Origin of the sequence: Streptomyces sirii, assembly GCF_045690365.1 — a bacterium.
Lineage (GTDB): Bacteria > Actinomycetota > Actinomycetes > Streptomycetales > Streptomycetaceae > Streptomyces > Streptomyces sirii.
Map to the genome: position 1 here is coordinate 7,708,334 of NZ_CP147982.1, position 20,298 is coordinate 7,728,631.

A 20,298-nucleotide genomic window follows, 5' to 3' on the forward strand; every position below is an offset into this window, starting at 1 on the left:
GGGATACCGCTGGTTACCGCAGGTGGCAGTGGTCAGCGTGTCCGTCCCCCACGCAGCACAAGGAGCGCCCGTGGTCCCCCGGCCCCCTCACTCCGGCACCTCTCCCCGTCCGCGATCCGCGTGGCCGGCCCCGACCGGCCGCGACCTCGTCGTCGCGCTCTCGCCCTTCGAGCAGCCGGACGAACGGATCGTCGCCGCCGCCGAACGCGCCGGCGCACTCGGCCTGTTGGACCTCGGCCGCCACACCGGCCCGGCGCGCGACGCCCTCGCCGGGCTCGCCCGCCGGCTGCGGCGGCCCTACGGCGTACGCGTACCGGTCGGCTGCCCGCTCACCCCCGACGAGCTGCCGGCCGAGGTCGACACCGTGCTGCTCGCCGACCCGGGGGAGTTCACCGCCACCGCGCGGCACCGGACCGACGGCCGCCACGACTGGTCCGGCGGCGGCCGGCGCCGGGTATGGGCCGAGGTCACCAGCCCCCAGGAGGCCGCGGCCGCCCGCGCCGCCGGAGCCGAAGCGCTGGTCGTCCGCGGCCATGAGTCCGGCGGCCGGGTCGGTGAACTCACCACCTGCCTACTGTTGCAGCGGGTCCTGGCCGACCCGGCCACCACCGTCCCCGTCCTCGCGGCCGGCGGCATCGGCCCGCACACCGCCGCCGCGGCCCTCGCCGGCGGCGCGGCCGGTGTGCTCCTCGACTCCCAGCTCGCGCTGACCACCGAGGGCGAGCAGCGGCTGCCGCGCGCGCTCGCCGCCGCCCTGCGGGCCATGGACGGCAGCGAGCCGACCCTCGTCGACGGCCACCGCGTACTGACCCGCCCGGACCTGCGCACCGACCCGCTCCCCGTCGGCCAGGACGGCGCGTTCGCCGCCCGGCTCGCCGCGCGGCACCGCACCACCGGCGGCATCCTGACGGCCGTACGGGCCGCCATCACCGGCCACCTCGCGGCGGCCGCCCGCACCCGGCCGCTCGCGCCCCGCCCCGCCGCCCGCCATCTCCCCGTGGCCCAAGGGCCGATGACGCGGGTCAGCGACGAGGCCGCGTTCGCCGCCGCGGTGGCCGCCGAGGGCGGGCTGCCCTTTCTCGCCCTCGCGGTCATGGACGGCCGGCAGGTGCGCCGGCTGCTGGCCGAGACCGCCGAGCGGCTGGGCGACCGGCCGTGGGGCGTGGGCCTGCTGGGCTTCGCACCGCCGGAACTTCGCCGTGCACAGCTCGCCGCGGTGGCCGAGTTCGCCCCCGCGTACGCGCTCATCGCCGGCGGCCGCCCCGCCCAGTCCGCGCCGCTCGAAGCCGCCGGGACCCGGACCTACCTCCACGTCCCCTCGCCCGGCCTGCTGGAGCGCTACCTGGCCGAGGGCGCCCGCAGATTCGTCTTCGAAGGGCAGGAGTGCGGGGGCCACACCGGCCCCCGGGCAAGCTTCCCGCTGTGGGAGGAGCAGATCGAGCGGCTGCTCGCCCACGACCGGGAGCACGCCGGCACCGGCGAGGAGTTCGATGTGCTCTTCGCGGGCGGCATCCACGACGCCCGCTCCGCCGCCATGGCCGCGGCCGCCGCCGCCCCGCTCGCCGAGCGCGGCGCCCGGATCGGTGTCCTGATGGGCACCGCCTACCTCTTCACCGAGGAGGCCGTGGCCACCGGCGCCGTCCAACCGGGTTTCCAGGACACCGCGTTGGCCTGCGAGCGGACCGTACTGCTGCGCACCGCACCGGGGCACGCCACGCGCTGCGCCGAGACCGCCTACGCCGCGGAGTTCGCCGCGGCCGAGCGGCGGCTCGCGGCGGACGGCGTGGACCCGCGCACCCGGTGGGAGGAGCTGGAGCGGCGCAACCTCGGGCGGCTGCGGATCGCGAGCAAGGGCCTGCGCCACACCGACGGCGGACCGCCGGCCCCGGTGGGGGAGCCGGACCAGCTGCGCGAGGGCCTGTACATGCTGGGCCAGGCCGCCACCGCCCGCAGCGCCACCACCTCCATCGCCGTGCTGCACACGGACGTCACCGAGGGGGCGAGCGCACTGCTCGACGCCCGGGCCGAGCAGCTCCGGCCCCCCACCGGGCACCAGGACCAGCAGGCGGCGCCGCTGGACATCGCCATCGTCGGCATGGCCTGCTGCTATCCGGGCGCGCCCGACACCGCCCGCTACTGGTCGAACGTCGTCGCCGGCGTCGACTCCGTCACCGAGGTGCCCGCCGAGCGCTGGGACGCCGCCACCTACCACGACCCGGACCCCGCGCGGGCGGGCGAGCGCACCCCCTCGCGGTGGGGCGGATTCCTGCCCGCCATCCCCTTCGACGCCCTCGCCCACGGCATCCCGCCGGCCTCCCTCACCGGCATCGAAGCCGTGCAGCTGCTCGCCCTGGACGCGGCCGCCAAAGCCCTGGCCGACGCCGGATACGCCGACCGCGACTTCGACCGCGCCCGCACCGGCGTCGTCTTCGGCGCCGAGGCCGGAACCGAACTCGCCGGCGCCTACGGCCTGCGCGCCCTGCACCCCGCCTACCTGGGCGACCTGCCGCCCGCCCTGGACGCCGAACTGCCCCGGCTGACCGAGGACTCCTTCCCCGGGGTGCTCGCCAACGTCATCGCCGGGCGGATCGCCGGCCGCCTGGACCTGGGCGGCGCCAACTGCACCGTGGACGCCGCCTGCGCCTCCTCGCTCGCCGCGCTCGACCTGGCCTGCCGCCAACTGCGCGACCGGGACGCCGACATGGTCCTGTGCGGCGGCGCCGATGTGCACAACGGCATCAACGACTACCTGATGTTCGCGTCCGTGCGGGCCCTGTCGCCCACCGGCCGGTGCCGCCCCTTCGACGCGGCCGCCGACGGCATCGCCCTCGGCGAGGGCGTCGGCGCCCTGGTCCTCAAACGCGTCGAGGACGCCGAGCGGGACGGCGACCGCATCTACGCGGTGGTCAAGGCGGTCGGCAGCGCCAGCGACGGGCGGTCGCTCGGCCTGACCGCGCCACGGCCCGAAGGGCAGCGGCGCGCCCTGGAACGCGCCTACCGCCGTGCCGGCGTCAGCCCGGCCCAGGTGGGCCTCCTCGAAGCCCACGGCACCGGCACCGTCGTCGGCGACGCCACCGAACTCGCCGTCCTCACCGACCTGTTCCAGGCGGCGGGGGCCGCGCCGGGCGGCTGCACACTGGGCTCGGTCAAGTCGCAGATCGGGCACACCAAATGCGCCGCCGGACTGGCCGGACTCATCAAGACCGCACGCGCCGTGCACGCGGGGGTGCGGCCGCCGACCCTGCATCTGACCCGGCCGGGAGCCGACACCGGGCCGTTCCGCTTCGAGGCCGGCGGCGCCCGTCCCTGGACGGCCCCCGTCGAACGGCGCATCGCCGGGGTGAGCGCCTTCGGCTTCGGCGGCACCAACTACCATGCGGTGCTCGCCGGTTATCCGGGCGCCGACGAGCCCGCCCACACCCTTCAGGAGTGGCCCGCCGAGCTGTTCTGCTTCCGCGGGGCCGACCGGGCCGCCGCCGTGGCGGCCGTCGACCGCCTCGCCGCGCGCCTGGCGGACAACGACGCGGCCGGGCGGCCCTGGCCGCTGCGCGACCTGGCCGCCGAGACCGCCGCGGCCGCGCCCGACGCGCCGATACAGGTCTGTGTCGTCGCCGAGGACCTCGATCAGCTCGCCGCCCGGCTGGAGCCGGCGCGGCGGTACGCGGCCGCCGACGGCGTCCACCCGCGCCAGGAGGACACCGACCCCGGCCTGACCGCCTTCCTCTTCCCCGGCCAGGGCAGCCAGCGCACCGGGATGCTGGGCGAGCTGTTCGTCGCCTTCCCCGCGCTGCGCGGCCTCCTGGACGACACCGACCCGGACTGCGTCGCGGCCATGTTCCCGCCCACCGCCTTCACCGCCGAGCAGCGAAGGGCCCAGTCCGCCGCCCTGACCGACACCCGCGTCGCCCAGCCGGCCCTGGGCCTGGCCTCCACCGCCGCGCACCGGCTGCTGACCACGCTCGGGGTGCGCCCCGACTGCGCGGCGGGCCACTCCTACGGCGAGCTGACCGCGCTGTGGGCGGCCGGCGCCTACGACACCGAGGCGCTGCTCAGGCTCAGCGACCGCCGTGCCGCGGCGATCGTCCGCGCCGCCGGCGACGACCCCGGGGCGATGGCGGCCGTGGCCGCCGCCCCCGCCCGCGTGCGGGAGCTGACGCGCGGCACGCCCGAGGTCGTGGTCGCCAACCACAACGCGCCCGAACAGAGCGTGATCTCGGGCCCCGCCGACGCGGTGGAGCAGGCCGTCGCGGCGCTGTGCGCGGCCGGCGTCGAGGCGCGGCGGATCCAGGTCGCGTGCGCCTTCCACAGCCCCCGGCTGGAGCCGGCGGGCGAGGAGTTGGCCGAGGAGCTGCGCGCCACACGGCTGTCCGCGACCGCGTTCCCCGTCTGGTCGGGCGCCACCGCCCGTCCCTACGGCCGCGAGGCCGCCGCGATCCGGGACACCCTGGCGGGCCAGGTCGCCGCGCCGGTGCGCTTCGTGGACCAGATCGAGGACATGTACGCCGCCGGGGTGCGCACCTTCGTGGAGGCCGGTCCCGGCCGGGTGCTCACCGGTCTCGTCGGCCGCATCCTGGGCGAACGCCCGCACACGGCCGTCGCGTTGGACGTGCCGGGGGAGCCCGGCCTGGCCCGGCTGCCGCGGGTGCTGGCCCGGCTCGCCGCCGCCGGCGTGCCCGTCGACCCGGAGGCGCTGTTCCGCGGGCGTACCCGCGCACTGCCCGAGGACGCGCCGCGCCGCCCCGGGTGGCTGGTGGACGGACACCTGGTGCGCACCGCCGACGGCGCCTGCCTGCCGGGCGGACTGCGTCCGGCGCGGCGGGTGGCGGCGGTACCGGACGACGGCCCCGCCGCCCCGGGGGAAGCGGCGCGGCAGCACGCGCTGCGTCCGGCTCGGCCGGTGGCGGCGGTACCGGACGACGGCCCCGCCGCCCCGGGGGAAGCGGCGCGGCAGCACGCGCTGCGTCCGGCTCGGCCGGTGGCGGCGGTACCGGTCGACGGCCCCGCCGCCCCGGGGGTAGCGGCGCGGCAGCACGCGGTGCTGGAGTATCTGCGCGGTGCCCGCGAGCTGGTGGTGGCGCAACGGGACGTGGTGCTGCGGTACTTGGGCGAGGAGGCGCCCGCGGCCCCGCGGACCGCGCCCGCATCGGAGCGGCCGCTCCCGTCGTACGACGAGGCCGACCTGGCCGGGACCGACCTGCCCGGGACCCGGCCGTCCGGAGCCGACGCCGAGGCCGGGCCCGCCCCGGCCGCCCGCCCGGCCTGCCTGACCCCCGACCAACTCCTCGACGCCGTGCGGGAGATCATCCACGCCCGCACCGGCTACCCCCGCGAGATGCTCGACGCCGGACTCGACCTGGAGGCCGATCTCTCGGTGGACTCCATCAAGCGGGTGGAGATCATCGGGGCGCTGGCCGACCGGATCGGGCTGTCGCAGGACGCGGACGGGGCCATGGAGTCGGTGGTGGAGGAGCTGTCCCGGGTCAAGACCATCAGCGGCATCGTCGACCGCATCGTCGCCGCCACCCCCGCACTCGCACCGGAGCCGCCCGCCACTGCCGAACCCGTACCGGGACCGCCCGACCTCCCCGCACCCACCACCACCTCCGCCGCGGGGCGGCCCCCCACCCGCTACCTCGTCGACGTCGCCCCGCTGGGCCCGCCCGCGAGCCGCCCGCCCGCCGAGGTGGTGGCGGGCGCCGAATTCGCCGTGGTGGAGGACGGACAGGGCGTGGCGCTCGCGCTCACCGCCCTGCTGGAGAGCCACGGGGCGCGGGTGCGCACCGTCCCCGCCGAGCGGCTGGCCGAGACCACCGCGCAGGCTGTGGTCGACCTCAGCGCGCTGCGGGCGGGCCGCTCCGCCGTACTGCCGGGCCAGTACGCGGGGTTGCGCACCGCCCTGACCGGCGGCGTCCGCCGGCTGCTGCTGGCCACCGCGGCCGGCGGCACCTTCGGGCACGACGCCGCCGCATCCGCCCCCGACCCGCTGCCGGGCGCCGGGCTGCGCGGCTTCGCCCGTACGGCCGCGCTCGAATACCCCGACGCCCTGATCCGCGCCGTGGACATCGACCCCAAGGACCGCCCGGAACGCATCGCCGCCCACCTCCTGGCCGAGCTCTGCGCCCCCGGGGAGCCGGTCGTCGTGGGCCGCACCAACGGCACCCGTACCACCCTGCGCACCGTACGCACCCCGCTGCCGGACGTCCGGACCGCCGCCGACCGCACCCCGCTGGGCCCCGGCTCCGTGGTGCTGCTGACCGGTGGCGCCCGCGGCATCACCGCCCGTACGGCCCTCGCGTTGGCCCGCACCCACGGCTGCCACATCGAACTCCTGGGGCGTACGCCCCCGGCGGAGGCCCCCGAGAGCCCGGCGCTCGCCCACGCCCCCGACCGCATCACCCTGCGCGCCGCGCTGATCTCCCAAGGACTGCGCAGACCCGCCGAGATCGAGGCGGCGGCCACCGAGATCCTCGCCCGACGCGAGATCACCGCGACGCTCGCCGCACTGGAGCCGCACGCCGCCTCCGTGCGCTACCACGCCGCCGACGTCACCGACGCCGCCGCGGTACGCGCCGTGGCGCAGGACATCCGGGCCCGGCACGGCCGGCTCGACGGGATCGTGCACGGCGCGGGCACGCTGGAGGACAAGCTGCTGCGGGACAAGGAACCGGACTCCTTCGCCCGGGTCTTCGCCACCAAGGTCGACGGCGCCCGCCATCTGCTCGCGGCCGCCGGCGACGACACCGGCTTCCTCGTCCTCTTCGGCAGCGTCGCCGGGGTGTTCGGCAACCGGGGCCAGGTCGACTACGCCGCCGCCAACGACGCCCTGGACACCCTCGCGCGGGCCTGGGCGGCCCGTACGGCGCACCGCGTGCTCGCCGTCGACTGGGGCCCGTGGGCGGAAGGCGGCATGGTCACCCCGGAGCTGGCCCGCGCCTACGCGCGCCGCGGCATCCCGCTCCTCGACCCCGACGCCGCGGTCGCCGCCCTCCTGGACGAACTGGCCCATGGCACGGCGCCCCAGGTCGTACTGGCGGCGGAGACGGCCGGGGAGGCGGCGGGCGATGAGTGAGCGCAGCGGGCGGCGGGCCGGCCCCCGGCCCACGGACGCGGCGATCGTCGGGATGGGGGCGATCCTCCCCGGCGCCGACGACCTCGCCGCGTACTGGCGCAACCTGGTGGCCGGTACGGACTGCGTCACCGACGTACCGCCCGGCCGCTGGGACCCGGAGGTCTACTACGACCCGGCGGGCGCCGAAGGCCCCGCCCGCAGCGACCGCTTCTACTGCCGACGCGGCGGCTTCCTGGCCGAGCCGGCCGCCTTCGACCCGACCCGCTTCGGCATCATGCCCGCCGCCGTCGGCGGCGCCGAGCCCGATCAACTGCTCGCCCTGCGCGCCATCGCCGCCGCCGTCGCCGACGCGGGCGGCCAGGAGAAGCTGCCCGCCGACCGCTCCCGGATCGGTGTGATCCTCGGCCGCGGCGGCTTCATGGGAGCGGCCACCGCCCGGCTCGACCAGCGGGTGCGAACGGCCCACCAGCTCGCCGCCACCCTGCGCGAACTCGCCCCAGAACTGGGCGAGTCGAGAATCCGGGAGGTCCGCGAGGCCTTCCAGGCGAGCCTGGGGCCCGAACGGCCGGAGGCCTCCATCGGCCTGGTGCCCAGCTTCACCGCCGCCCGGACCGCCAACCGGCTGGACTTCCGCGGCCCCGCCTACACCCTCGACGCGGCCTGCGCCTCCTCGCTGCTGGCGGTGGAACAGGCCGCCGGTCTGCTGGCCGCCGGCCGCTGCGACCTGATGGTCGCCGGAGCCGTGCACCACTGCCACAGCGCCACCCTGTGGAGCGTCTTCACCCAGCTGCGGGCGCTCAGCCCCACCCAGCACATCCGCCCCTTCGACCGGCGGGCCGACGGCACCCTGCTGTCCGAAGGCACCGGCGTCGTCCTCCTCAAGCGGCTGGCCGACGCCGAGCGCGACGGCGACCGGATCTACGCGGTCGTCCGGGCCGTGGGCGTGGCCGGCGACGGGCGCACCGCGAGCCTGATGAGCCCTCAGGTGGACGGCCAGGTCGCTGCGTTGGCGCAGGCCTGGCGCGCGGCCGGGCTCGACCCGCGGGACCCGGCGGCGCTCGGGCTGCTGGAGGCGCACGGCACCGGGACACCGGTCGGTGACGCGGCGGAACTCGACACCCTGGCCCGGGTGTTCGGGCCCGCCGGGAGGGGACGCACACCGGTCGGTCTGGGATCGGTGAAGTCGATGCTGGGCCACACCATGCAGGCCGCCGGCATCGCCGGGCTGATCAAGGCCGCCCTCGCCGTGCACCACCGGACCCTGCCACCCACCCTGCACCTGGACGAGCCGCACGAGGGCCTGGCACACACCCGTATGCGCCCGGTCACCGAGGCGGAACCCTGGCACGTCGGGCCGCAACACCCTCTGAGGGCGGGCGTCAACGCCTTCGGGTTCGGCGGGATCAACGCCCACGCGGTCCTCGAAGAGGCGCCGGGACACCGGAGCCCCGCCGCCCCGCCGCCCGCACCGCCGAGCGTCCCGCCGCGCGGGGCGGCGCTGCGCGTGGCGGAGCCGGAACGCACCGTCCTGCTCGCCGCCCGCACACCGGACGAACTGGCGCAGGCCCTCCGTGACGACGACAGCGGCCTCGGCGGCAACGACATCGGCCGACGTGACGAACACAGCGGCGCCCCGACCCCGCCCCGCGACGCCCCCTGCCGCCTCGCGCTCATCGACCCCACCCCCCAGCGCCGCGCCCTGGCCGCCCGGGTCCTGGCGCGCGCACTGCCCTGGCGCGGCCGCGGCGACCTCTGGTTCACCCCCAGCCCGTACTTCGGGCCGTACGCCCAGGAGCCGGGAGCGCGGCTGGCCCTGCTCTTCCCGGGGCTGGAGGCGGAGCGGCCGCCCCGCGTCGACGACACCGCCGACCAACTGGGGCTGCCCCGCCCGCGGCCGTGCGGGGGCGACGGCCTGATCGAACGGGCCGTCGACAGCATCGCCGTCGGCCGGCTGCTCGCCCGCGCGCTGGACGAACTGGGCATCGCCCCCGACCTGCTGACCGGACACAGCCTCGGCGAATGGACCGCCATGGTCTGCGCCGGCATGTATCCGGCGCAGGCCGTGGACACCTTCCTCGACTCGCTGCGGCCGACCTCCCTCGCCGTACCCGACCTGGTCTATGCGGCCCTGGGCTGCGGAGCGCGGCAGGCCGCCGCCGCGCTGGAGGGCCTGGCACGGGTCGCGGTCAGCCACGACAACTGCCCGCACCAGTCGGTGATCTGCGGAGACCCGCCGCAGCTGGCCGAGGCCGTACGCCGGCTCGCCGCCCAGGGCGTGACGGCCCAGGAGATGCCCTTCCGCTCCGGCTTCCACACGCCGATGTGGGCGCCCTATCTCGACCAGGCCCGCGCCGCCTTCGACGCCCTGCCGGTACGGGACCCGCGGCTGCCCGTGTGGTCGGCGACCACCGCCGCCCCCTTCCCGACCGCACCCGCAGCCGTACGCCGGCTGGTGCTGCGGCACCTCCTGGAACCGGTCCGCTTCCAGGAACTGACCAGACGGCTGTACGACAGCGGCGTACGGGTCTTCGTCCAGGCCGGAGCCGGCAGCCTCACCGGCTTCGTGGCCGACACCCTGCACGGCCGGGACCACCTCGCCGTGGCGGCGGCCGATCCCCGCCACACCGGGAGGGCGCAACTGCGCCGCCTGGCCGCCGCGCTGTGGACCGAGGGGCTCGGCCCCCACTGGGACCGGCTGGCGCCCTCCGCCGCTACGGGAGCGGGCGCGGTCCGCCTCGACCTCGGCACCCCACTCGTCCGCCTCGGCGGCGCGGCGCCGCACCCGCTCCTCGCGCCCGCCGACGCGCCGCGCCCAGCACCGTCGTCTCCACCCTCGTCGTCCCCGCCCTCGTCGTCCCCCGCCACGGACCCCGTCCGGCGGGCCCTGGACGAGGTCCTGGCCGAAACGGCCGCCGCGACCCGCGCGCTGGCCGCCGCGGCCGCCCCGGCCGCGCCACGCCCCGGCCCCCGCCGCACCGTCCGCCACCTCTCCCTCGACACCCTCCCGTACGTCCGCGACCACTGCGTCTACCTCCAGCCCGACGGCTGGCCCGAGCCCGCCGACCGCTTCCCCGTCGTCCCCATGACCACCCTGCTGGAGCTGGCCGCCGAGGCGGCCCGCGAAGCCGGCCCCGGGCACACCGTCACCGGCTACTCCGACGTGCGGGCGCTGCGCTGGCTGCCCGTCGCCCCACCCGTCGACCTGACGGTCACCGCCACCCCCGCCGGACCCGGCCGCATCCGGGTGGACCTCGGCGAGTACGCCGCCGTCACCGTCCACCTCGCCGCACGCCATCCGGCCCCGCCGCCGCCCGACCCCGCGCCGCTGACGTCCGCCGGCCCCGCGCCCGTCAGCGCCGAGGCCCTCTACCGCGACCGGTGGATGTTCCACGGCCCGGAGTTCGCCGGGGTCCACGAGGTCACCACGCTCGCCGCCGACGGCATCCGCGGAACGCTGCGCGCACTGCCCGCACCAGGCGCCCTCCTGGACGCCGCCGGGCAGCTCCTCGGCCACTGGATGCAGCTGAGACTGAGCGGCGACCGGCTCGTCTTCCCCGCGACCCTGGAGCGGGTACGGCTCCACGGGCCGCCGCCCCCCGAGGGCGCGCTGCTGACGGCCACCGCCCGGATCCGCGAGGTACGGCCCGGCTCGGTGCGCGGCGACGTCGAGCTGTGCGGCGCCGACGGCCGGGTGTGGGCGCGCCTGGAGGGCTGGACGTACCGGCGCTTCGCCGCCGACGAGCGGGTGTGGCCGATGAAGTTCACCCCGGAGGTGTGCGGCATCGGCGAACCCCGGCCGGGTGGCTGGACCCTGGTCCGGCGCAGCTGGCCGGACCCGGCCTCGCAGGAGTTGGTCATGCGCCGCTATCTGGGCGCCGCCGAACGCGCACGCTACGACCGCTGCGCGCCCCGGGACCGCGCGGCCTGGCTGCTGGGCCGGATCGCGGCCAAGGACGCGGTGCGCGAGCTGCTGTGGGAATCGGGGGCCGGGCCCGTCTTCCCGGTCGAGGTCCCCGTCGGCGAGGACGGTGGCGGCCGTCCTCGCCCGGAGGGCCCGCTCGCCGACGGCATCCGGCTCTCCGTCGCCTGCCGGGACCGGTTCGCCGTGGCCCTCGCCCGCCGGTCGGGCCCCGCCGGGATCGCCGTCGAAACCGTCACCGACGACCCGCGGGACCTGCGGCGGCTCGCCCTCACCCCGGCCGAACACCGCCTGGCCGACGCCCTCCTCGCCCGAGAGGCGCCGCCCGGCGAGGACCGCGCCCACTGGCTCACCGCGCTGTGGTGCGCCAAGCGGGCGGCGGCCCAGGCGATGCGCGGCGGCCCCGGTGGCCGGGCGGAGGAGTGGGCCGTCACCGACGCACCGGACGGCGCGCTCCTGCTGGCCGCACCCGACGGCCGGAACCACCTCGTCCACCTCGACTCCGTCGACGACCGGTCCGCGCGCCATGTCGTCGCCTGGACCGGCCCGCGTCCCGAGGACCCTGCGGGCACCGACACCCTCACCCCCACGGAGGCCACCCATGCCAGCTGACGCCCACCCCGAGCGGATCCGTCCGATCCTGGACGAGATCACCGACATGCTGGTGCGCGTCGCCGGCGAGGAACTACTGGTCGTCGGGCCGATCACCGCCGCGACCACCTTCAACGACGATCTGGCCCTGGAGAGCATCGAGTTCGTCGCCCTGGCCGAGCTGCTGCAGCAGCGCTACGGCACGGCGGTGGACCTCCTCGGCCTGCTCGCCGAGAAGGACATCGAACAGATCCTGGCCATGACGGTCGGCGAACTCGCCGTCCACATCGACCGGGTCACCACCGCCGACCGGGCCTGCGCGGGCTGAGCGCGCCATGGCCCACACCGACGCGGGCGGACTGCGCCTGCACACCCAGCGGCTGCCGGCCCGGGGCGCCGGCTCCCGGCCCGGCGGCCCCACCGTCGTCTGCCTCCACGGGCTCGTGATGGACAACCTGTCGAGCTTCTACTGCACCCTCGCCGGCCCGCTCTGCCGCGCCGGACACGAGGTGCTCCTCTACGACCAGCGCGGGCACGGCCGCAGCGAACGCCCGCCCACCGGCTACGACCGGGACACCGCGGCGGCCGACCTCATCGCGCTGCTCGCCGCCGTCGGGCCCGATCTCGGCCCGGTCCATCTGATCGGCAACAGCCATGGCGGCGCCGTGGCCCTGCACACCGCGCTCCTGCGGCCCGATCTCGTCGCCTCGCTCGTGCTGATCGACGCCCAACTGACGGGCGACTGGGTCGAGGAGATGACCGACACCCTCACCGCCGCCGCGCTCGGCCTCGAAGACGGCCGGACGACCGCGCAGCTCGCCGCGCTCGGGCGGCGCAAGGAAGCCCGGCTGACCGCCGGCGCCGACGCCCTGCTCAACCACACCACGCTGATCGAGGACATCGCGGCCGCCGGCGCCTTCACCGCCGCCGACTTCGCCCGGCTGAGCTGCCCGGTCCTCGCCGTCTACGGGGAGAAGTCCGAACTCCTCGCCGGAGCACGGGAGTTGGCGGCCATCGCACCCGACTGCGAGCTGTGTGTGCTGCCGGACGTGGGGCACACGGTGCTGAAGGAGGCCACCGAGGGGCTGTGCGACGCCGTACTGGGGCGGCTGCGGGTACGGGCCGGGGCGGTGGCCGGATGAGAGTCCTCTTCGTCGTCCCGCCGCTGGCCGGGCACGTCAACCCCACGCTCGCCGTCGCCGCCGAACTCACCGCACGCGGACACCAGGTCGCCTGGACCGGCCCCGCCACGTCCCTGGCGACCCTGCTCCCCGCCGGCGCCCGGCTGTACTCGGCGGGAGACCGCGGCGCGGCCGACGGCTATGACGTACTGCACCGGCGGTGGCGCGATCTGCGCGGCGTCGCGGCCCTGCGCTTCCTGTGGGAGGAGGCCCTGATCCCGCTCGCCCACGCGATGCTGCCCGGGGTGCACGCCGCCGTCGAAGCCTTCACGCCCGATGTGCTGGTGGCCGACCAACAGGCGCTCGCCGGGCCCCTGGCGGCGCGCCGGCAGGGCCTGCCCTGGGTGACCTCGGCGACCACTTCGGCGGAGTTGACCAGGCCGTTCGACGGTTTCCCGAAGGTGGGGGAGTGGGTGGCGCGGCGCATCGCCGACCTGCTCGCCGACTGTGGCGCACCCGCCGACTGGGACCCGCGCTTCTCACCGCGTCTGGTGCTGGTGTTCTCGACGCCGGAGCTGGTGGGGGAGGGGGCGGGGGCCGAGAAATGGGGCTCGCACCACGCCTTCATAGGCCCCGCCTTCGGTCCCCGCCCGCCCGCCGCCGACTTCCCCTGGCGTCGCCTGGATCCCGGGCGTGCCCGCGTACTGGTCTCCCTGGGCACGCTCAACCGCGAGGCCGGGGCCCGCTTCTACCCCGCGGTGCTGCACGCCGCGGCCGCCCTGGCCGACCGCGCGCAGCTGATCCTGGCCGCCCCGGGCGACTTCGCCCGGGACCTCCCGCCGAACGTGCTGCACCAGGAGTACGTCCCCCAGCTCCAACTGCTCCCGCACCTCGACGCCGTGCTCTGCCACGGCGGCCACAACACCGTGTGCGAGGCGCTCGCGTACGGGCTGCCGCTGGTCGTGGCGCCGGTCCGCGACGATCAGCCGATCGTGGCGCGCCAGGTGACCGAGGCCGGCGCGGGAGTACGGGTGCGCTTCGGCCGGGCCCGTACCGACGAGCTGCGACAGGCCCTGACGGCCGTGCTCGACGACCCGGCCCACCGCCGCGCGGCCCGCCGCATCCAGGCGTCCTTCGCCGCGGCGGGCGGCGCCACCGCCGCCGCCGACCGCCTGGAGAAGCTGCCGCTCGGCCCCGGCATCGACCCCACCGGCGCCGACACCAGCACCGCGTCCGAGAAGGGATCGTGAGGCAGATGGCACCAGCACACCGTTCCAGTGCCCGTACCCGCGCAGTGGCGGCCGCCGCCGCGCTGGGCCTGGCGGCGGGCACCGTACGCGCCCGCCGCCGGCTCGCCGCACTGCCCCTGCTCGACCCGGCCGGACCCTTCGACACCGGGTTGCCGCCGCTCGCGGGCTGGCATCTGATCACCGCGCCCGGCGTCACGGCCGACGAGACGACCCTGCGCGCCGCCGTCGCCCACGCCGCGCACGAAGGGCTGCGCGTGGTGGACCTGATCCCGGCGCGGCTCGACGCCGAGAGCGCCCTCGGCCTGCTCCGGCTGCTCGACCCCGCGGCGCACCGCGCGGACCGGGGCGCGCCCGGACACGGCGCGGGCCACGCCGTACTGGTGGCCGACGAGGTCCACCGCCGCGCCCGGCTCCCCGGCCGGCTCGCCGAGGCGCCGCCGCGCTCCGCCGCCGACCTCCTGCGCCTGCTCGCCGAGCTCAAGGAGTACGCCCCCGATGCCACCGGCTGGGCCATCGCCCCCGGTCTCGCGGCGCCGCCCCCCGACCCCGGCCGGCACGCCGAAGAGCTGCGCGCCCGCGGCCTGCCGCCCGTCCTGCTGTCCGCCGGCCGGCTCGCCGGTCTCGCCCTGCTGCTCAAGTGCCTTTACTCCGCGCCGCGTTGGGGAGCGGCGGCGGCCGCGCTGTACTGGCTCCAGCCCGCGCTGGTCGCCGCCCCCGCCCGGCGGCTGCGGCCCGCCGGCCTGGCCCGCGCCACCGCGGCACGTCCGCTGCGGGCGGTGTCCACCGTGCTGCACACCCTGCGGACACCGCCCGCGAAGGCGCCCGGCGCGGCCGACGCCCCGGCGCGCCGCGCCGCGTACGCGGCCGAACTCGCGGACGGCATCGACCGGTTCTTCGAACCGCGGCGCATCGACTGCCCCTGGTGCTCGGCACCGGATCCGGTCGTCCGGGTACGGATGCCCGACCTGCTGCAGGGCAAGCCCGGCCGCTTCACCCTCGAAGAGTGCCGGCGCTGCGGCCACGTCTTCCAAAACCCCCGGCTCACCCCGGACGGGCTCGACTTCTACTACCGCGACTTCTACGAGGGGCTCGGCGGCGAGGGCGCCGCCCTGATCCTGGGCCGGATGAACGCCACCTACCGGGCCCGCGCCGAACTGCTGCGGCCCTTCACCACCCCCAGGGCCTGGCTCGACGTCGGTACGGCCGCGGGGCACTTCTGCAACGCCGCCCGCGCCGTATGGCCCACCACCCGCTTCGACGGGCTGGACATGGGCGCCGGAGTGCACGAGGCCGAGCGCCGGGGCTGGATCACCGCCGCGTACCAGGGCCAGTTCCCCGACCTCGCCGACCGGCTCACCGGCCGCTACGACACCGTGAGCATGCACCACTACCTCGAACACACCCGGGACCCCTTCGCCGAGCTCGACGCGGCCGGCAAGGTGTTGGCCCCCGGAGGGCATCTGCTCATCGAGCTGCCCGACCCCGAGGCCCGTATCGCCCGGCTGCTCGGCCCCCACTGGCTGCCCTGGTTCCAGCCCCAGCACCAGCACCTGATGCCGGTCGGCAACCTCAAACAGGCCTTGGTGGAACGGGGGTTCACCGTCCTCGCCGAGCAGCACGGCGCCGCCCACCAGGCCAACGCCGACTTCATCGGCGCCGTCGCCCTCACCGCGAACCGGCTCGCCCCCGACCCGCACGCCCCCTGGGCCACCGCCCCCGCCACCCCCGGCCGCCGCGCGGCCCGAAGCGCCGTACAGGCCCTGGCCCTGCCCTGCTACGGCGCCGCGGCCGCCCTCGACGCGCTGCGCACCGCGGTCGCCCGGGCCACCGACGGCGGCAACGCCTACCGGCTCCTCGCCCGCAAGGAACTGGGGTGAGTGCCGTGGACCTGGCCCGGCGCCCGGCGGCCGACCCGGTACTGAGGCTGCTCGCCCACGGCTTCACCATGGCCTATGGGCGCCCGCCCGAGGTGGTCTGGCGGGCCCCGTACGCCTTCCACCTCAGCGGCCACGCCGTCCGGCCCGGCCCGGTGCGCGCCGGCGGCGCGCCGCCGACCGACTGGGTCGCGGCGGCCGACCGGCACCTCGCGGTGGCCGTCGCACCGCGCGCCGACGGGATGCTGCACTGCGGCTCGCTCAACCACCCGGCCGAGAGCGCGGCACTCCCGCTCACCGGCCCGGTCGCCCCCGCCCCTCGCTGGGCGGCCCGCCCGTACGCGGCGCTGCGTGCGCTCGCCGCCGCCGGCATCGGCCGCGGCGGCGCCGATCTGCAGCTGAACGCCACCCTGCCCGACTCCGCGGGGCTGCCCGTCGCGGAACCGGCGGAGTGCGCCCTCGCCCTGGCCGTCGCGGACGCCTGCGCCGGTCCTGGCGAGCGACCGCCCACCCGGGCGCAGCTCGCGGAACTGCTGGGCTCCGCCGTGCCCGGCGACGACGCGCTGCGCCGGGCCGTGCTCTTCGCCCGGGCCGGCCATCTCCTCGCCGCCGACGGCAGCACCCACCGGCCGCTCGGGGCCCCGGGTGGTGGCCCGGACCTCTGCCTGCTGCTGGTGGTGGTCCGTACGGCCGGTCCCGAAGGCCGGCGCCAGGACGGCGGCGCCACCGCCACCGCCCTGGTGATCCGCGAGGCGCTGCGCGCCGGTGCCCGGTCCGCCTGGTGGCCCGGGCGGCGGCCGGGCCGCAGCGTGCTGCTGCTGATGCCCCCGGACCGGCGCGCGGCGGTCCGGGCCGAGGTGGCCGGCGCCTTCGGCCGCTGCGGGCTGCCCGCGCCGCGCTTCCTGCGGATCGCGGTCGCGGACGCGGCCCGCCGCGAGGACCGACGACCCCCACCCCCCACACCCCCCGACCAGGAGAGTGAGACCCGATGAAACCCCGACCCCGCCGCCTGCGCAGAGCGCTCGCCGCGGCCCTCGGCGCACTCGGTCTGATCGCGGTCGCCACGACCGCCGAGGCCCGTGTCGGCACCGGCGCCGCGCTGCCGTCCTACGACCACGTCGTGATCGTCGTCTTCGAGAACAAGCAGTACGGCGAGATCATCGGCAGCGCCAACGCCCCCTACATCAACCAACTCGCCCAGGACGGCGCCAGCCTGACCGGCATGAAGGCGCTCACCCACCCCAGCCAGCCGAACTACTTCAACCTCTTCTCCGGCGCCACCCAGGGCATCACCGGCGACGGCTGCTACACCGCCCAGTCGATGGACGCCCCCAACCTCGGCCAGGAACTGATCGCCGCCGGCAAGACCTTCGCCAGCTACAACGAGGGGCTGCCCGGCGAGGGTTCCACGACCTGCACCAGCGGCCGCTACGCGCAGAAGCACAACCCGTGGTTCGCCTTCAAGAACGTGCCGGTCGGCACCGGCAAGACCTTCGCACAGTTCCCCAAGGACGACTTCACCCAGCTGCCGACGCTGTCCTTCGTCGTCCCCGACCTGTGCAACGACATGCACGACTGCGCCGTCGGCAGCGGCGACACCTGGATCAAGAACAACCTCGCCTCCTACGCGGAGTGGGCCAAGACCCACAACAGCCTGCTCGTGCTCACCTGGGACGAGGACAACTACCTGGGCTCCAACCAGATCGCGACCGTCTTCCACGGCGCCCACGTCACACCGGGCGGCGTCGGCGGCGCCTACAACCACTTCAGCCTGCTGCGGACCTTCGAGGACATGTACGGCACCGGGCACGCCGGCAACGCCGCCACCGCCACGCCCGTCACCGAGGTGTTCGACACCGGCGGCACCCAGCCGCCCGATGGCGACCTCAAGCTCGCCACCCCCGGCCCGCAGACCTGCCGCTTCAACCAGCAGTGCACCCTGCAACTGGCCGCCACCGGCGGCAAGGCACCGATCGGCTATCGCGCCACCGGACTGCCGCTGGGCCTGACCGCGGACGCGGCCGGCGGCCGTATCACCGGCAAGCCCTGGCAGACCGGCACCTTCCAGATCACCGCCACCGCCACCGACGCCGCGAACGCCACCGCCACGGCCCGATTCCCGCTCACCGTCAACTGGTTCTGACCCACGGCACGAGGAGACGTCCGTGTACCTCTCGTCCAGCCGCGCCGCCGACGCCTCGGCGGGCGTCGCCCGCCACCGGCCGGCCTTCCCGCGGGGCGCCGTCGCCGGCAACGTCGTCGCCCTCGGGCTGGTCAGCATGGTCACGGACGTCTCCTCGGAGATGGTCACCGCCGTCCTGCCGCTGTACCTGGTCGCCGGCCTGGGCATGTCCCCGCTCGCCTTCGGCCTGCTCGACGGCGTCTACCAGGGCGTCACCGCGCTGGTACGGCTCGCCGGCTCCTACGCGGCCGACCGCACCCGCCGCCGCAAGCTCGTCGCGGCCACCGGCTACGCCCTCTCCGCGGTCTGCAAGCTCGGCCTGCTCGCCGTCACCACCCCCTGGGCGGTCGGCGCGGTCCTGGCCGCCGACCGCACCGGCAAGGGCCTGCGCAGCGCCCCGCGCGATGCGCTGATCTCGCTGTCCACGACCCCCGAGCAACAGGGCCGCGCCTTCGGCGTGCACCGCACCCTGGACACCGCCGGCGCCCTGCTCGGCCCGCTCGCCGCCTTCGCCGTGCTGTGGGCCGCCCGGGACGGCTATGACGCGGTCTTCCAAGTCAGCTTCTGCTGCGCCGCGTTCGGCGTGCTGCTGCTCGCCCTGTACGTCCGCGAACCGCGCCCGGACGCGGCCGAACGCCGTGCGCGGGCACCACGCCCCGATGCCCTACGGGTGCTGCGCACACTGGCCGGTACCCCCGGCCTGCCCCGGCTGAGCCTGGCCGCGGTCCTGCTCGGCGCCACCACCATCAGCGACGCCTTCCTCTACCTGGTGCTCCAGGAGCGCCGGCACCTCGACGCCCAGTGGTTCCCGCTGCTGCCGGTCGGCACCGCGGCCGCCTTCCTGCTGCTGGCGCTCCCCGTAGGCCGCCTGGCGGACCGCGCGGGACCCCTGCGGGTCTTCCTCGCCGGCCATGGCGCCCTGCTCGCCGCCTACCTGCTGCTGCTCACCCCGGTCGGCACCCAACTCCCCTCCACCTTCGCCCTGTTCGTCCTCCTGGGGGTCTTCTACGCCGCGACCGACGGGGTGCTGATGGCGGCCGCCGCCCCGCTGCTGCCACCGGACCTGCGGGCGAGCGGACTGGCCCTGGTCCAAACCGGCCAGGCCGTGGGCCGCTTCGCCGCCGCGGTCCTCTTCGGCGCGGCCTGGACCGCCACCGGCCCCGTCACCGCGCTGGCCGCGGCGGCCGGCTGCCTGGCCGCCGCCGTCGCGCTCGGCGCCCTGCTCCTCGGCAGAAAGGCCTCCCCATGACGCCGGTCCTCGCCCGGCCCGCACACCGGCGGACCCTGGCGCTCCTCGCGGTCACCGTCCTGCTCGCCACGGCCGCTGCCGTCGCGGTCGGCCGGGCCGCCGGCCGGGCCGCCGAGCGCGACCACGACCGGGCGGGCCAACCCGCCGTACGGCAAGGGAAGTTCGGCCTCGGCGGCCCCGGACGCCTGATCTTCCGGAACCTGGCGTGGGGGCCGCGGCGCGACCACCTCGCGGCCGTACCGCTCAACGACCCCGGCGCCGTCCGCACGGCCGGCCCCACAGACTGCCTGCGCTTCCACGCCGCCGCCGGCACCGGCGTCTGCCTACGGGCCACCGGGGGAGTGGTGCCCGGCCACGAGGCCGTGGTCCTGGACGAGCGGATGAGGGCCGTCCGGCACTTCCCGGTGCCCGGCATTCCCACCCGCGCCCGGGTCTCGCCCAGCGGCCGCCTCGTCGCCTGGACGGTGTTCGTCAGCGGCGACTCCTACGCGGGCGGCGCCTTCTCCACCCGTACCGCCCTCTACGACACCCGGACCGGCACCCTCCACGACAGTCTGGAGGACTTCACCGTCCTGATCGGCGGGCGCCGCCACGAGGCCGTCGACCACAACTTCTGGGGCGTGACCTTCGCCGCCGACGACACCACCTTCTACGCCACCCTCGGCACCGGGGGCCGCACCTACCTGGTCCGCGGCGACCTGACCCGCCGCACCCTGACCGCCGTGCGCGAGAACGCCGAATGCCCCTCGCTCTCCCCGGACGGCACCCGGATCGCCTTCAAGAAACGGGTACGGCCCAAGGGCGCCGACGCACCCTGGCGGCTGTACGTCCTGGATCTGCGCAGCGGACGCGAATGGCCGCTCGCCGAGCGGGCGAGCGTCGACGACCAGGCGCTGTGGAGGGACGGCCGCACTCTGCTGTACGCCCTCCCCGGGGACTACGGCGCCGACGTGTGGCAGGTGCCCGCGAACGGCGGAGGCCACCCCCGGAAGGTGGTGGCCTCCGCCGTCTCGCCCGCCGTGACCGGGCCGTGAGCGCGCTCC

The 20,298-nt window shown here is 76.7% G+C and carries 10 protein-coding genes; all 10 read left to right on the forward strand.

Annotated features, from left to right (window positions below; genetic code table 11):
- The first annotated feature begins 70 nt into the window (after positions 1 to 70).
- From WAB15_RS34255 to WAB15_RS34300, 10 genes are read left to right on the forward strand one after another with little or no spacing between them, the layout of a single operon-like run.
- Positions 71 to 7,069, forward strand: coding sequence for an SDR family NAD(P)-dependent oxidoreductase (locus WAB15_RS34255; RefSeq protein WP_407288629.1), 6,999 nt, complete (start codon positions 71 to 73; stop codon positions 7,067 to 7,069).
- The gene (locus tag WAB15_RS34260) at positions 7,062 to 11,600 is read left to right on the forward strand and encodes a beta-ketoacyl synthase N-terminal-like domain-containing protein (protein WP_407288630.1); all 4,539 of its coding nucleotides are present in this window, start codon (positions 7,062 to 7,064) and stop codon (positions 11,598 to 11,600) included. Before WAB15_RS34255 ends, WAB15_RS34260 begins: the two co-directional genes overlap by 8 nt.
- The gene (locus tag WAB15_RS34265; RefSeq protein WP_407288631.1) at positions 11,590 to 11,907 is read left to right on the forward strand and encodes a phosphopantetheine-binding protein; all 318 of its coding nucleotides are present in this window, start codon (positions 11,590 to 11,592) and stop codon (positions 11,905 to 11,907) included. Before WAB15_RS34260 ends, WAB15_RS34265 begins: the two co-directional genes overlap by 11 nt.
- A gap of 7 nt (positions 11,908 to 11,914) precedes the next feature.
- Positions 11,915 to 12,721, forward strand: coding sequence for an alpha/beta fold hydrolase (locus WAB15_RS34270; protein WP_407288632.1), 807 nt, complete (start codon positions 11,915 to 11,917; stop codon positions 12,719 to 12,721).
- The gene (locus WAB15_RS34275) at positions 12,718 to 13,950 is read left to right on the forward strand and encodes a glycosyltransferase (protein WP_407288633.1); all 1,233 of its coding nucleotides are present in this window, start codon (positions 12,718 to 12,720) and stop codon (positions 13,948 to 13,950) included. The genes WAB15_RS34270 and WAB15_RS34275 overlap by 4 nt, the downstream gene beginning before the upstream one ends.
- Before the next feature lie 5 nt (positions 13,951 to 13,955).
- Positions 13,956 to 15,827 carry a methyltransferase domain-containing protein gene (locus WAB15_RS34280; RefSeq protein ID WP_407288634.1) on the forward strand — a complete coding sequence of 624 codons (1,872 nt, stop codon included), beginning with the start codon at positions 13,956 to 13,958 and terminating at the stop codon, positions 15,825 to 15,827.
- Positions 15,824 to 16,816 (forward strand): galactokinase, encoded by a 993-nt coding sequence (locus tag WAB15_RS34285; protein WP_407288635.1) that lies wholly within the window; start codon positions 15,824 to 15,826, stop codon positions 16,814 to 16,816. The genes WAB15_RS34280 and WAB15_RS34285 overlap by 4 nt, the downstream gene beginning before the upstream one ends.
- Positions 16,813 to 17,967, forward strand: a complete 1,155-nt coding sequence (locus WAB15_RS34290) for an alkaline phosphatase family protein (protein ID WP_399145209.1) — start codon at positions 16,813 to 16,815, stop codon at positions 17,965 to 17,967. Before WAB15_RS34285 ends, WAB15_RS34290 begins: the two co-directional genes overlap by 4 nt.
- A 22-nt stretch (positions 17,968 to 17,989) precedes the next feature.
- The gene (locus WAB15_RS34295) at positions 17,990 to 19,255 is read left to right on the forward strand and encodes an MFS transporter (protein ID WP_407288636.1); all 1,266 of its coding nucleotides are present in this window, start codon (positions 17,990 to 17,992) and stop codon (positions 19,253 to 19,255) included.
- Complete coding sequence (locus WAB15_RS34300; RefSeq protein ID WP_407288637.1) at positions 19,252 to 20,289, forward strand: TolB family protein; 1,038 nt, start codon at positions 19,252 to 19,254, stop codon at positions 20,287 to 20,289. Before WAB15_RS34295 ends, WAB15_RS34300 begins: the two co-directional genes overlap by 4 nt.
- The last annotated feature ends 9 nt before the right edge of the window (positions 20,290 to 20,298 follow it).